At 67.7% G+C, this 14,558-nt stretch carries 8 protein-coding genes and 2 pseudogenes; 6 read left to right on the top strand and 4 right to left on the bottom strand.

Annotation, left to right across the window (positions count from 1 at the left end; genetic code table 11):
- Window positions 1-39: 39 nt before the first annotated feature.
- Together IPK27_21860 and IPK27_21855 are read right to left on the bottom strand one after the other, a co-directional pair.
- Window positions 40-1,665, bottom strand: a complete 1,626-nt coding sequence (locus IPK27_21860) for a hypothetical protein (protein MBK8070157.1) — start codon at window positions 1,663-1,665, stop codon at window positions 40-42.
- A gap of 98 nt (window positions 1,666-1,763) precedes the next feature.
- Window positions 1,764-3,373 (bottom strand): annotated as a pseudogene (locus tag IPK27_21855) (sigma 54-interacting transcriptional regulator).
- 191 nt (window positions 3,374-3,564) lie between these two features.
- Here IPK27_21855 and IPK27_21850 point away from each other — a divergent pair.
- From IPK27_21850 to IPK27_21825, 6 genes and pseudogenes are all read left to right on the top strand, one after another.
- The gene (locus IPK27_21850; GenBank protein MBK8070156.1) at window positions 3,565-5,106 is read left to right on the top strand and encodes an RNA-binding protein; all 1,542 of its coding nucleotides are present in this window, start codon (window positions 3,565-3,567) and stop codon (window positions 5,104-5,106) included.
- A gap of 525 nt (window positions 5,107-5,631) precedes the next feature.
- A complete protein-coding gene (locus tag IPK27_21845) occupies window positions 5,632-6,852 on the top strand; it encodes an RtcB family protein (protein MBK8070155.1) in 1,221 nt (406 codons plus the stop codon).
- A gap of 362 nt (window positions 6,853-7,214) precedes the next feature.
- The gene (locus IPK27_21840; GenBank protein MBK8070154.1) at window positions 7,215-8,240 is read left to right on the top strand and encodes an RNA 3'-terminal phosphate cyclase; all 1,026 of its coding nucleotides are present in this window, start codon (window positions 7,215-7,217) and stop codon (window positions 8,238-8,240) included.
- Between the two features lie 568 nt (window positions 8,241-8,808).
- Entirely contained in the window at window positions 8,809-9,717 is a 909-nt protein-coding gene (locus IPK27_21835) for a tetratricopeptide repeat protein (GenBank protein ID MBK8070153.1), read from the top strand.
- A pseudogene (locus IPK27_21830) lies at window positions 9,714-10,498 on the top strand (dienelactone hydrolase family protein). Before IPK27_21835 ends, IPK27_21830 begins: the two are co-directional and overlap by 4 nt.
- A gap of 39 nt (window positions 10,499-10,537) precedes the next feature.
- Window positions 10,538-10,990: an HIT family protein gene (locus tag IPK27_21825; GenBank protein ID MBK8070152.1), complete on the top strand. Its 453-nt coding sequence runs from the start codon at window positions 10,538-10,540 to the stop codon at window positions 10,988-10,990.
- Here the strand turns inward: IPK27_21825 and IPK27_21820 are convergent.
- Entirely contained in the window at window positions 10,939-12,330 is a 1,392-nt protein-coding gene (locus IPK27_21820) for an MBL fold metallo-hydrolase (protein ID MBK8070151.1), read from the bottom strand. The two genes, IPK27_21825 and IPK27_21820, sit on opposite strands and share 52 nt — an antisense overlap.
- An 80-nt stretch (window positions 12,331-12,410) precedes the next feature.
- On the bottom strand, window positions 12,411-14,507 hold the full coding sequence (locus IPK27_21815; GenBank protein MBK8070150.1) for a molybdopterin-dependent oxidoreductase: 2,097 nt from the start codon (window positions 14,505-14,507) through the stop codon (window positions 12,411-12,413).
- Between the last annotated feature and the right edge of the window lie 51 nt (window positions 14,508-14,558).

Below are 14,558 nucleotides of genomic sequence, written 5' to 3'. Positions count from 1 at the left end.
TTTGATCTGGTTGATCGTTCAGTTGAAGGCCGCCTTGCTTCAGGGCGGGTTGTCGTTGGGCTCGACGCTCAGCCGGCGCCCGCAGGGCAGGTAGCTGTCGGTCTCGTCGTCGAGGCAGTAGCGCTCGCGGATGCGGATGGTCTCGCCGGCCTCGTATCGGGCCAGTTGTGCCGGGTCCAGGTTCTCGGTGCTGTCGCTGACGCGCGTACTGTCGACACTGCGGCCGTCAGCCGACAGCGCGGCGTGCTCCAGGCCGGATCCGGCGCAGAGGTCGGGCCCGTAGCCGCCGATGCTCACCGCCAGGCGCAGGCTGTCCGCACCGGGCCGCAGGATCCAGACCGCGAATCGGGCGGTGTCGCAGGCGCCGTTCATGCCCTCGCCGCTGCGCGGTGGATCCACGCGGTAGGTCTCGACCAGCAGTCGGCGGCCGTCGTCCAGCGTGCGCTCGGTGAACCCGGCATCGATATCGACGCTGCCGGTGCTCGTGTAGACCGGCGTGTGATCTTGCCAGTAGGGGTGGCGTCGCCCCGGCCACGATGCTGGATCGGGCCATTCGCCGGCAGCGACCTCGCGAATCTGGTCATCCGACAGTGTGCTCGCCGGCACGCTTGCCTGCGGCGGGCGCCACAGGCGCATCTCGGGCAGGCACAGCCAGGTGCCAGCGGTCAGCGGCCGTGTCTCGAAGCGGAACTCGGCGAGCTCCGGGCTGGTGCGGTCGGGGTCGGGTCGGTCGAGGTAGCCGCCCCCGGGATTTCGGAACAGATAGGCAGTGGTGGAGCTGGCCGACTCCGCAGGGAGGAGGCTGCCCGCAATGCGCACGTACCAGGGCGAGTCGGTGGCATCGGCTGGCGACTGCCCGCAGTCATCGGCCTCAATCGTGAGCGGCCGCGCCAGTTCCAGTGCCAGCGCCGTTCCAGCCGCCGCGGGAGCACTCACGCAGGCGCCGTCGGTCCGGCAATAGCGCGCCTGCAGGTAGACGTGGCGGAGCACGCCCAAGGGCGCCAGCGGCCAGGACGGCCAGGGCAGGGCGAGGGCGAAGCGGTGCCCGTAGGCGGACTCGTGCAATGTGTGCGGGCCCGGCGGCGCGGGCTCGACGAGATCGAAACCATACGCGGGCGCACTCCAGTCGGGTTGCGGGGTCGCCTTGGCGCTGCCGCCAACCAGATGCCATTCCGGCCTGAAGGCCTGGCGCAGGCGTTCGCGGTGTTTGAGCTGCGTGGCGCGCCAGCCTGGACAGGCTTCCCGGTCCACGGGCGACAGTCCGAGGCGGTCGCATTGCGCATCGCTGTCCAGCGGGGACTGGATCCGCTGCCAGCCGATTTGCTGAAGCGGTAGCGAGAGCAGCGTGGACCACTGCAGGGTCCACTCGCCCGTATCTGCGTCATCGCCAGCGCGGCCCAGCACGATCAGGCCGTCTGCGGTTTGCACCACAGCGACCTGCACCGATAGTTGCGCGCTTGCTGGCGCATGCTCGGCGGCGAGCGGAATCCAGGTCAGTCCACTCGTCTGTTCGGGATCGCGCTGCAGCGACTGCGCCTGCGCCGCGTCGACCCAGGGCGTTGCCACGTGTACGCGATCGCGGAAGATCGGCAGTGGGTGGACCCACGGGTCCGATTCGGGGCTGGCGATCACGGGGTCAGCCCACAGGCCGAGCAGCACGAGCATCCGACGGGTACGGGATCGGGTGGACGTCATCGATGGGGTCTCGCCGGGCGCGTTCGAGCGTGACTCTAGCCGAGCCAGGCCGGCGGGGTCCCCCACGCTCAGCCGCTGCCGGCGTGGACGCGGTCAAACTCCAGCCCGAAGCGCGCCAGGTATTTGCGCAGCCGGTCGCTGTCGTTGACCGAGCCGCGGCGTTCGCGGCTGGCCTGGAACAGGCTGCGGCCGGCTTCGCTCAGGGACTTCGATGCGCGGCAGACGCGGACCACTTCGGCCAGTTGCACGCGGTCGAAGCGGTCCAGTTGCTCCGCGCCGTCGGCGCCGAGCAGCGCGACGAAGTCGATCTCGCCCTGCGCTTCGTCCGCGCCGCGGCCGGTCCACAGGCGGCGCAGGCGGGCGATCTCCTCGTCGACCACCGCCACCGTGATGCGCCCGGATTCTCTCAAGGTGGCCATGCGCGTCAGCGAGGCGCCGAGGTCGCGGAAGTTGCCGGGCCAGGCGGCATCCGCGCTGGTGGCAAAACGCAGGTAGCGCTCGCGCGCCTCGCGGTTGAAGCGCACCTGTTCGCCGTGGCTGCGCGCGTAGCGGGCGAGTTCGAAGTCCAGGTTCGGCTCGATGTCCTCGCTGCGTTCCTTCAGGCCGGGCAGGTGGAAGGTCCACAGGTTCAGGCGCGCGTAGAGATCGTCGCGGAAGCGGCCCTCGCGCACGGCCTGGCCGAGGTCGCGGTTGGTGCCGGCGATCAGCTGGAAGTCGGAGCTGATCTCGCGGTCGCCGCCGAGCGGCGGGAAGCGCTTGTCCTCGATCGCGCGCAGCAGCATCGCCTGCTCGTCCAGGCCCAGCTCGCCGATCTCGTCGAGGAACAGCAGGCCGCCATCAGCCGACTTGAGCAGCCCGGCGCGGTCGCCCGCGGCGCCGGTGAAGGCGCCGCGCACGTGGCCGAACAGGGCGCTGCCGGCGCCGTCGCCGCGCAGCGTCGCGCAGTTCACTTCGACGAAGCGCCCGCTGAGTCCCTGGCGCTGCTTCTTCAGCTCGAAGACGTTCGCCGCCAGCTTGCTCTTGCCGGCGCCGGTCGGCCCATCAGAAGCATCGGCGCGCGGCTCTTGCCGGCCACCCGTTCGATTTGCTCGATCATGCGGTTGAAGGCCGCACTGCGGGTCTCGATGCCCGACTTGAGGAAGGTGGTGGTTTCCTCGCTGACCTGGGCGAAGCGCTGCGCGATGCGATCGTAGCGCGCGAGGTCCAGGTCGATGATCGACCAGCTGCCTGGATCGCCCGCGCGCTGCTTGCGCGGCGGCGCCGTCTGGATCAGCCGCGCCGGCACGTAGCGCGCCTCCGCCAGCAGGAACCAGCAGATCTGCGCCACGTGGGTGCCGGTGGTGATGTGGATCAGGTAGTCCTCGTGTTCGCTGTCGAAGGCGTAGCCGCGGGCGAAGTCGAACATCGTCGCGTACACGCCCTCGAAGTCCCAGGGATCGGCCAGGTACACGTCATGCAGCCGCACCTCGGTGTCGGGCGCATGTGTGGCGAGGGCCGCGACCACCTGCTGCGCCAGCTTGCCGAAGCGCCGCTGGTCCAGCAGCAGCTCGATGCGCTGCGGCGCGAAGTCCGGCTGCATGCCCAGCGACACCGTTGGTCGCCATTTCTCCCAGCGCCCCGGGCCGAGGCCGGCATCGATGGTGGTGCCGAGGAATCCGATGACGACCTGGGGCTTCATGGGATATCAATCTGGATAAAGACGATACGATCATATCGTAAATTCGCATGACCTGGCGGAACACTGCTGGCGGCCAGGATTCTTCGTTTCTAGCAAAATCAATGAGATACGAATTTCAGACGAGGTTGGCACGGTCCTTGAGATAGGCGAAACGTCGGCACGGACACCCGTGCATGCCCCAGGAGAGTGTCATGTTGAACAAGCGTCTGTTCGCGGCGAGTGCCGCGCCGGTGGCCAACCAGGTCAACGAGGCGGGTGGAAAGGCCTATGGGCTGGATCCGCGCCAGGCACTGGCGCAGCTGGCGCTGACCGGGACGCTGAACGATGTCTATTACGCGGATGCCGCAAGCCAGCTCGACCAGTTGCTGGCGCGCTGCTTCGACGTGAGCCCGGCGTTTGTCGCGAAGACCGCGGTCTACGCCCGCCAGCACGGCCGGATGAAGGACACGCCGGTGGTGCTGCTGGCTTGGCTGGCGTCCTTCGGCGGCGAGTGGTGCGAGGCGGTGTTCGACCGCGTGGTCGACAACGGCGCGCAGCTGCGCAGCTTCGTCCAGGCGCTGCGTTCGGGCCTGGTTGCGCGCAGCAGCCTCGGTTCGCGGCCGAAGCGCCTGGTGCAGCGCTGGCTCGAGCGCGCCAGCGACGAAACGCTGGTGCACGCGATGGTCGGCGCCTCGCCCTCGCTGGCGGATGTGGTGAAGATGGTCCACCCGCGCGCGGCGTCCATCGAGCGTTCGGCGCTGTACGGTTATCTGATCGGCAAGGAGGTCAACCAGGCGTTGCTGCCGCAGGCGCTGCAGGATTTCGAGGCGTTCAAGCGCGATCCGTCGCGGGCGGTGCCGAAGGTGCCGTTCCAGATGCTGACCGCGCAGCCGCTGACCACGGCCCACTGGACCGCGATTGCGCGTTCTGCGAGCTGGACCATGCTGCGCATGAACCTGAACACCTTCGCGCGCCACGGCGTGCTGGCGGACCGGGCCATGCAGCGGCTGATCGCAACCCGCCTGGCGGACAGCCAGCTGATCGACAAGGCGCGTGCCTTTCCGTACCAGCTGCTGACCACCTGGAAGGCGACTGCGGCGCTGCCAGAGATCATCCGCGAAGCGCTGCGGGAGGCGATGGAACACGCGGTGCACAACGTGCCGAAGCTTGCTGGCACGGTGGCGGTGGCGGTCGACGTGTCGGGCTCGATGAGCTCGCCGGTGACCGGTTTCCGCCAGGGTGCGACGAGCACCACGCGCTGCGTGGACGTGGCCGGCCTGATGGCGGCGACGGTGCTGGCGCGCAACCCGGGTGCCTGGGTGCTGCCGTTCAATGATCGTGTGCGTCCGTGGGCCCGCCCGCGCCGCAACACGGTGATGGAGACTGCGCAGGCGCTGGCGAGCCTGCTCGGCGGCGGCACCGCGATCAGCGCACCGATCGAGGAGCTGAACCGCCAGGGCGTGGCGCCGGACACGGTGGTGATCATGTCCGACAACCAGAGCTGGGCCGACTGGACCGGCCGCGCGCAGACCGCAACCACGCTGGCGTGGGAGCAGTTGCGCCGGCGCAATCCGGAGGCGAAGCTGGTGTGCATCGATCTGCAGCCGTACGCGAACACCCAGGTCGCCGAGGCGCGCGAGGTGCTCAACGTCGGCGGCTTCGGCGACGCGGTCTGGGAGGTGGTGGCGGCCTTCTCGCGCGGCGAGCGCGCGAACGGACGCCTCGTTGATGCGATCGAGCGGGTGGTGGTGTGAGTGTGTCAGCGCTGCTTGAGTTCGTGATGTCACGGCTCGACAGCGGGTCAAGGGGCATGGGTCAAGGGGACCGGTTTGCAGCATGGCCGGGCAGGGCGACGAGGTTGGACACCTGCCCCCTGACCCTTTCCCCAGCTTCAAAGAGCGGTGCGAATGCCGTCGGGACTACATTGGTGAAGCCCTTCGGGGTGAGCGGATTCGACTTCCGCGCATGTCCTCGGACATGAGGTCCCGGCAATCTCGTCGCACCGGTGGCAACAAACAGGCGTGGGCTTCGCCGAGCGGCGAATGCGGGTGGGACTACATCTTGAACATGTCCGTCTCACAAAGTGGTTCTTGTCGCCGCTCGCCGAAGCCCACGCTTCACGAATTTCGGTTTCACCGGCGGACGAATGCCGGCAGGTCTACATCCAACGCAGGAGTCGCGGGTTCGATCCCCGCCGGTGTCGCATGGCACCGTAGCTCAGCTGGTAGAGCACTGAATGACTTGCGCACGATTCGTCGTCCGCCATCGAGGAGAAGAACATGAGCAATTACAACGAGATGAACCAGCACGGCGGGGTGCCGGTGAAGATGTGGACCCGCGGCGTGCCGGTCGAGGACGAGGCCATGCGCCAGCTGGCGCAGCTCGCGCGGCTGCCGATCGTGTGGCCGCATGTGGCCGCGATGCTGGACGTGCATGTGGGCATCGGCGCGACGGTGGGATCGGTGGTGCCGACCCGCAACGCAATCATCCCGGCGGCGGTCGGTGTGGACATCGGCTGCGGCATGATCGCCGCGCGCACCTCGTTGCGCGCGGAGGACTTGCCGGACCAGCTGGGCGGCGTCCGCTCGGCGATCGAGAAGTCGGTGCCGCATGGCCGTTCGAGCAACCGCGGCGGCCGCGACAAGGGCGCGTGGAACGAGCCGCCGCGCACCGCGACGCAAGCCTGGGCCGGGCTGGAAAAGGACTTCAAGCGCCTGTGCGAGCTGCACCCGCGCCTGAAGAACACCAACAACCTGGCGCACCTGGGTACGCTCGGGACCGGCAACCACTTCGTCGAGATCTGCCTCGACGAGTCGGATGATGTGTGGGTGATGCTGCACTCCGGTTCCCGCGGGGTCGGCAACGCCATCGGCACCCACTTCATCGAGCTGGCCCAGGCGGACATGCGGGGTCACATCGCCAACCTGCCGCATCGCGACCTCGCGTACTTCCAGGAGGGATCGCCGCACTTCGCCGACTATGTGTTCGCAGTCGACTGGGCGCAGCGTTTCGCCCGCGAGAACCGCGCGATCATGATGTCGAACACGCTCGCTGCGCTGGCCAAGGCGGTCCCGAAGCGATTCACGGTGACCGGGGAGGCGGTGAACTGCCACCACAACTACGTGCAGCGCGAGGAGCACTTTGGCGAGAGCCTGTTCGTGACCCGCAAGGGCGCCGTCAGCGCGCAGCGCGGGCAGCTCGGCATCATCCCCGGATCGATGGGCGCGAAGAGCTTCATCGTCCGCGGCCTCGGCAACGAGGAAGCCCTGTGCTCGTGCTCGCACGGCGCCGGGCGCGTGATGAGCCGCACCAGGGCCAAGCAGATGATCACGCTGGAGCAGCACGCCAAGGCCACCGCGCACGTCGAATGCCGCAAGGACGAAGCGGTCATCGACGAGTCCCCGGCGGCCTACAAGCCCATCGACCAGGTCATGGACGCGCAGAAGGACCTGGTGGAGATCGTGCATACCCTGCGGCAGGTGGTGTGCGTCAAAGGCTAGTGGGTGTTGGTGTGGGTTGTTGGTGTTGGAAGGAGCGGGCGCGTCGTTTGCTCCGGGCTTTGCCAACGCCAACACCGCAATGAGGTGTTGGTATGGGTTGTTGGTGTTGGAAGGAGCGGGCGCGTCGTTTGCTCCGGGCTTTGCCAACACCAACACCGCAATCAGGTGTTGGTATGGGTTGTTGGTGTTGGAAGGAGCGGGCGCGTCGTTTGCTCCGGGCTTTGCCAACACCAACACCGCAATCAGGTGTTGGTATGGGTTGTTGGTGTTGGAAGGAGCGGGCGCGTCGTTCGCTCCGGGCTTTGCCAACGCCAACACCAATAACCAACACCCTTAACCGAAAGGGAATCCGGAGGCACGGCATGGACGCACGAACCCTCACCATCGACGGCTCCCGCGGCGAAGGCGGCGGCCAGATCCTGCGTACCGCGCTCAGCCTGTCGGTGCTGCAGCAGCGGCCGGTGCGCATCGAGCGTATCCGCGCCGGGCGCGCGAAGCCGGGGCTGATGCGTCAGCACCTGATGTGCGTGAAGGCCGCGGCGGCGATCTCGGCTGCGGACGTGCGCGGCGACGTGTTGGGCTCTACCGCCCTTGAGTTCGTGCCGAACGCGCTGGTAGGCGGCGCGCAGCATTTTGCGATCGGCACCGCCGGCAGCGCGATGCTGGTGCTGCAGACGGTGCTGCCGCCGCTGCTGCGTGCTGATGCAGAGAGCCGCATCTGCATCGAGGGCGGCACGCACAACCTGCTGGCGCCGAGCGCCGACTTCATCCAGCGCTGTTTTTTGCCGCAGCTCGCACGCATGGGCGCGCGGGTGTCGCTCGCGGTCGAGAAGGTCGGTCTGTTTCCGGCCGGCGGCGGGCGCGTGGTTGCGAAGATCGTGCCGGGCGCGTTGCGTCCGGTCGAGATCCTCGAGCGCGGCGCGCGCATCGGGATCGGCGCCGAGGCGTTGATCGCCGCAGTGCCGGAGCATGTCGCGCTGCGCGAGATCACCCGCGTGGCCGATCGCTTCAAGCTGCGCCGCGAGGCGCTGTCGCACCGCGATCTGGGCAACCGCACCGGGCCAGGCAATGTGCTCAGCGTCCACGCCGAGTTCGAGCAGGTGTGCGAGCTGGCCACAGCACATGGCCAGCGCGGCGTGCCCGCGGAAGCTGTGGCCGACCAGGCCTGCGACGCGCTGCAGGCCTGGCTCGACAGCGGTGCGCCGGTGGGCGAGCATCTGGCCGACCAGTTGCTGTTGCCGCTTTGGTTAGCCGGTTCGGGCGGCTTTGTGACGGGTGCGGTGAGTGGGCATCTTGCATCCAATGCCGAGCTTATCAACCGCTTCGAAGGTCCGCAGGTGCGTATCGGTGGACTGGGAGCTGGCTTGCATCACGTGTCGGTTTCATGAGGTAGATCTGCCTTGAACATTGCGTCGGTCAGAACTTGCGCGCTGCTTGATCTCCATTGGCGCGAAGGTGCGTAATGTCTGGGGACCGGCAGTCGGTTCAGCCGGGGCAGTCGAGGGTGTTCACTCGCGCCTTACAGCGTAGCTGTCGGCCCTGGTACCCAGCATTGCTGGAACAGCATCCGCTGACCTGAACCGGTCAGTCGCGATCATCATTCGCAAGTTGTCCCCTGAGGCAGGAGAGAGGAAGCCATGAGCAAGTCTGACAAATCCAAGAACGTGGATGGCACGACGAACGAGCCGGGTGCCGGGATATCCTCGGAATCTGTCGAACCTGCATCCCCCAGGGATCTCCCGGTATCGAATGACCTATCGAAGTCCGTGAAGGGGGGCGATCCGGCCGGGAGCTTTGGCGGTAGCACGCGCTTGAATCACAACGAGTCGCTGGGAGTAGATGGACGAGAGTGAGGAAGCACCAATTCGCTGACAACCAGCCAGGCGGGGCATCCTTGGCACCGTGGGCGGTCTGTGAGGACAGGCGGATGCCTCCATCGCCCATCGCTTTGCCACAATGAACGGCGATGCCCGGATCCGGCGGTTGCATGAACTCGCCAACCGGCTATGCGAGGAAGGCAAATACCGAGCGTCGCAGCGAGTCTTCGAGCAGGCAATGGCTTTGGCCGAAAAGAGCCTGGGAAGGGACTCCGTCGCCTTGGTCCCCTTGCTCAATGACCTCGGCTTGCTGGCGAAGTACAGCGGCGATTTCGAGCATGCCGAGGCGACATACGAGCGCGCGCTCGCCCTTGCTGCTGGTGCGCTCGGCCCCGACCATCCGGAGCTCGCCACGCTCTACCACAACCTTGGCGGCCTCGCGCATGCGCGAGGCGCCTTTGCCCATGGTGAGCCGCTGGCGAGGCGAGCGGTCGAGCTACGTGAGCGGGTACTGGGGGACGATCATCGCTTGGTGGTGGCGGACCGCGTGGCTTGGGCGGCGTTACTGGACGGCCTCGGCCGGTTCGAGGAATCGGAACCGGTTTACCGGCATGCTTTGCGCGTTTACGAAGCGTCCGGCGATAACTTCGAGATCGCGACGACGCTGAACAACCTGGCAATGGTCTGCATGGCCAAGCAGGATTTCGAGGAGGCCGGGGTACATCTGGAGCGATCACTGGCCCTGAAGGATCAACTGTTAGGTCCTCGGCACCCGGACCTCGGATTGGCTCTCAACAATCTGGGGCTCTTGCGCAAGCAACAGGGACGTTGGCGCGAGGCTCGCAACTTGTACCTGCGCGCCCTGGACATTTTCGACTGCAGCTTGCAGCCGGGGCACCCGCGCCATCTTGCTTGTCGTCGGAATCTGGAAAAACTTGAGCGGATGGACGCTGATCTTTCAGGCGCGCACCCGCATCACTGCATGGATCCCGGATGGCAACCAACCAAGCCTAGAATCGAAGCTGGCGAAAGCAGCGGGCAGCAATGAACATAGGACTCCACGCGGAAGATGTTGTCATGATCGGGTCGCACCACGCCACTCCCGCTCATGCAAACGGCCTCGGTCTGGTCGTGATCCAGGAGGTCTTCGGCGTCACGCCGCACATTCGCGCAGTGGCAGACGGCTATGCGGCCGATGGCTATCAGGTGCTCGCGCCGCAGGTCTTCGACCGCATCGAGCCGGATGTGCAGCTGCGCTGCGACGAGGCCGGGATGACGCGCGGGAGAGAATTGGTCGGTCAGCTCGGATTCGATGCACCGCTGCGCGATGTGCGCGCCGCGGCGGACTGGCTGCTGGCGCACGGCTGCTGTGCGGTGGGCGTGGTCGGCTATTGCTGGGGTGGGGTGGTGGCCTACCTCGCCGCCACCCGGCTGGGCCTGCCAGCGGTGAGCTACTACGGCCGCCTGGTGCCGCAGTTCCTGCACGAGCGCCCGCAGGCGCCGCTGATGTTCCACTTCGGCGATCGCGATGCGCTGATCCCCAATGAGGCCGTCGACCGCATCGCCGCGCGCCTGCCGTCGGTGCCCTTGTTCCGCTATCCCGCGGGCACGCCTTCAACCGGCTGGGCGATCCGCATGGCGATCCGGCCAGCGCGGCGCTGGCGCGCGAGCGGACGCTCGCGTTCCTGGCTGGAGTCTGCCGGCGTTGCCGGGTCGGCCGGTTGAGCAAAGGCATTCAGTCCGCAAAGGACCAAAGGACGCAAAGGAAAGCGAAAGATCTCTCTGCCAGGCTCTTCTTTGCGTCCTTTGCGTCTTTTGCGGACAATTAATCAGCTGCGGCATCCGCGAATCGGATCGACTCCTTGCCCATGACCACCTTCGATCTCGATCCGCGCCTCGCCGCGGACAGCGAACTGCTCGCGCTGATCGACGATATCGAGGTGCGCGCGATGCGTCGCGTGCCCTGGCCGTGGTTGCTGCTGGCACCGCGGGTGGCGGGCGCCAGCGAGTTGTTCGACCTCGATGAGGCGCAACGTGCTGCACTGTGGCAGCTCACGCTGGAATTGTCGGAGGGACTCAAGCGGGCAACCGCAGCCGACAAGATCAATGTCGGCGCGCTCGGCAATGTGGTCGCGCAGCTGCATGTGCACATCATCGCGCGCCATCGCACGGACCCGGCCTGGCCGGCGCCGGTGTGGGGGCGCAGCGAGGTGCCGCTCGACGAGGCGGCGGACGCGGCGCGCAGGGACACACTGTGCGCGCTGGTCGATCAGATCTCGCGTTCCATCCCCGGCCGCGCCAGTGAGGCCTCGCAACCGTAGGCGGCGCGCAGCTTGCCGGCGAGAATCTCGCGCGCGCCGTTTTCGCCGTGCACCAGGTAGACCGGCGGGTGCTTCTTGAAGTGCCCGTACCAGTTCAGCAGCCCCTGCTGGTCGGCGTGCGCGGACAGCCCGCCGACGGTGTGGATCTTCGCGTTGACGCGGATGATCTCGTTGAAGATGCGCACCGAGGAGTGCCCGTCGACCAGTTGCCGGCCGAGGGTGTTCTGCGCCTGGTAGCCGACGATCAGCACATGCGCCGCCGGGCGCCAGAGGTTGTGCTTGAGGTGATGGCGCACGCGGCCGCCGTTGCACATGCCCGACCCGGCGATGATGATGTTGCCGCGCGCCTGGCGGTTGAGCTGCTGCGACTCCTCCATCGAGTCGACGAAGCGCAGGTTGGGCAGGGTGAACGGGTCCTCGCCCTTGGGCCACTGGGCGCGTCCCTCGCGGTCGAACAGGTGCATATGGCGGCGATAGACGTCGACCACCTTGGAGGCCATCGGGCTGTCCAGGTGCACGCGCCAGCGCTGCATGCCCCATTCCTCGTAGTGGTGCGCGAACCAGTACAGCAGCTCCTGGGTGCGCCCCACGGCGAAGGCCGGGATGATCACGTTGCCCCCGCTGCCGCGCGCGGCGTCCAGCACCTCGCCGATCTCGACGATGGTCTGGTCGCGCGGGCGGTGCAGGCGGTCGCCGTAGGTGCTTTCCATCAACACCAGGTCGGCATCGTGCACCGGCGTGGCGTCGCGCATGATCGGCGTGCCGTCCGGGCCGATGTCGCCGCTGAACACCAGCTTGCGCTCGCCGGTGCCCTCGTCGATCCAGATCTCGACGATCGCTGCGCCAAGGATGTGCCCGGCGTCCTGCAGCCTGAGGTGGATGCCCGGGAACAGCTCGATCCGGGTGTCGTACTCGACGCCCTGGATCCGGCCGATAGCCTCGGTGACATCCGCCAGTTCGTACAAGGGTTCGAGCAGCTTCAGGCCGCGGCGCTCGCGCATGCGGTTGGCGTGTTCCACGTCCTGCTCGGCCAGCCGCGCCGCGTCCTCCAGCATGACCTTGACCAGGTCGGCGGTGGCGCTCTGCGTATGGATCTTGCCGCGATAACCACGCTTCACCAGCAGCGGCAGGCGGCCGCTGTGATCGATGTGCGCATGGCTCAGGACCACCGCGTCGATATCGGCCGGGTCGAAAGGAAAGCGTTCGCGGTTGCGCGCATCCTCCTCGCGCCCGCCCTGGATCATCCCGCAGTCGAGCAGGATCTTCTTGCCGGCGGCGCGCAGCAGGTGGCAGGAACCGGTGACTTCACCGGCAGCGCCGAGGAACTGGATGCTGGCCATGGGGCTCCCAGGAAGTGATCGACGATCCCTCACCATACGGCGTTTCCGGGTCGCCGGGGTTGTCGTCGGTCAGTGCCCGATCATCGCTCAGCTCGTCGAGCGCCCTCCACCCACACCACCATCCCGTTCAGCGCCGCATTCCCGCTGGGAACATCGAGCGACAAGGGATCGCTGAGGTCGTTGTAGCTGGCGCCCGGGAGGGTGGCGGCGCGGGTCCAGCCGATGTCGGCGCGGTCATGGCCATGGCCGTGCGGAAGGCTGGCGACGCCGGGGCGCAGGCTGGCGTCGGCCTGGACCTCGGTCTCGATGCTGCCAACGCGTGAGCGCACGGACACGCGGGCGCCGTCGGTGAGCCCGCGGGCGGCGAGGTCGGCCGGATGCATGCGCAACTGGTGGCGCGGCTTGCCCTTGATCAGGCGCGGCGCGTTGTGCATCCAGGAATTGTTGTCGCGCGGGTCGCGCCGGCCGATCAGCTGCAGTGCCAGCGGATCGCTTGCGGGCGCGTCGGCAAGCAGTCGTTCGAGTTCGGCGACGAGGAAGTCGGGCGTGCATTCGATCTTCCCGCTGGCGGTCTCCAGCCGGCGCAGCAGCGAAGGTTCCAGCGGGCCGAGGTCGAGGCCATGTTCGGCGGACTTCAGGGCCTCGATATCCACCTTGCCGGCAGCACGCAGCCCGGCTTCGATCATGACCGCCGGCGGCGGCAGCGCGCGCCATTCGCGGCCGCACGCGCGGGCGTAGGCAACGCCGAGGCCGCCGATGATCTGCCAGTCGGCGCGCTCCTCCTCCGGCTGCGGCAGCAAAGGTGCGTTCCAGCGCGCCACCTGGCGCACCGCGAAGGCGTTGAACACCGAATCGTAGTGGTGCTGGCTGAGGAAGCTGGTGGGTGGCAGGATCAGGTCGGCGTGGCGGGTGGTCTCGTTGACGTAGATGTCGATGCTGAGCATGAACTCCAGCGATTCCAGCGCGCGGTCCAGGCCGCGCCCGTCCGGTGTCGACAGCACCGGGTTGCCGGCGCAGGTCAGCAGTGCGCGCACCTGTCCTTCGCCCGGCGTCAGGATCTCCTCGGCCAGCGCAGCCACCGGTAGCTCGCCGGCAAACTCGGGCAGCCCGCGCACACGGCTGCGCCAGCGGCCACGGTGACCCTTCGAGGTGCGCGGGCCGGTGATCGGCAACACCGGGTCGTTGGGCAGCACGCCGCCGGCGCGGTCAAGATTGCCGGTGTAGAGGTTGAGCAGCTGGATCAGCCATTGGCACAGGCTGCCATAGCGCTGGGTCGACAGCCCCATGCGCCCGTACACCGCGGCGGTGGGCGCGGCGTGCAGGCCGCGCGCCAGTGCGTCGACTGCGGTGGCCGGAATGCCGGTGCGGGCCTCGATATCGCCGACCGCGACCGCCGCAACGGCGCCCATGGCCTCATCGAAACCCTGGATCCGGCCGGCATAGGCATCCAGCCTGGGCGGGCCGAGCGTCCGCAGCCGTTGCAGCAGCGCGAGCAGCAGCCAGGCATCGCTGCCGGGCCGGATGGCGAGGTGCTGGCTGGCCAGTTCCGCCGTCTCCGTGCGCCGCGGGTCCACCACCACCAGCCGTCCGCGCTGCGCCAGTGCCTTCAGCCGGCGCGGCATTCCGGGTGCGGTCAGCAGGCTGCCGTTGGAGGCGACCGGATTGGCGCCCAGCATCAGCAGGAAATCCGTGCGGTCGATGTCGGCGATCGGGATCAGGAACTGGTGGCCGTACATCGCCCAGGCCACCAGCTGGTGCGGCCACTGATCCACCGAGGACGCCGAATAGACATTGCGACTGCCGAGCGCGCGCAGCAGTTGCGGCAGATAGGCGATGTGCCCGAAATGATGCACGTTCGGGTTGCCGGCGTAGGCGGCCACCGCATCGGCGCCGTGCGCCGCCTGGATCGCCGCCAGGCGCTCGCCGGCGTAGGCGAAGGCCTCGTCCCAGCCAATCGTTTCCCAACCGGCGGCGGTGCGCCGCTGCGGCAGCCGCAGGCGATCGGGATCGGCTTCCAGGTCGAGGATCGCGTTCCCCTTGGGGCAGATGTGGCCCGCGCTGAAGGGATCGGCGTCGTCGCCGCGAATCGCCGCGAGGTGGCCGTCGTCGAAACGGAAATCGAGCCCGCAGATCGCCTCGCACAGCGGGCAGGCGCGGTAGCGGTGGACACTGGACATGGTTGGAACGCCCCGGACGCCGGATCTGCGTGACTTTAACAGTTGCCCGGC

It is taken from the genome of Rhodanobacteraceae bacterium, from assembly GCA_016713135.1.
Taxonomy (GTDB): Bacteria; Pseudomonadota; Gammaproteobacteria; order Xanthomonadales; family SZUA-5; genus JADKFD01.
This window is presented reverse-complemented; position numbering and strand designations above follow the sequence as displayed.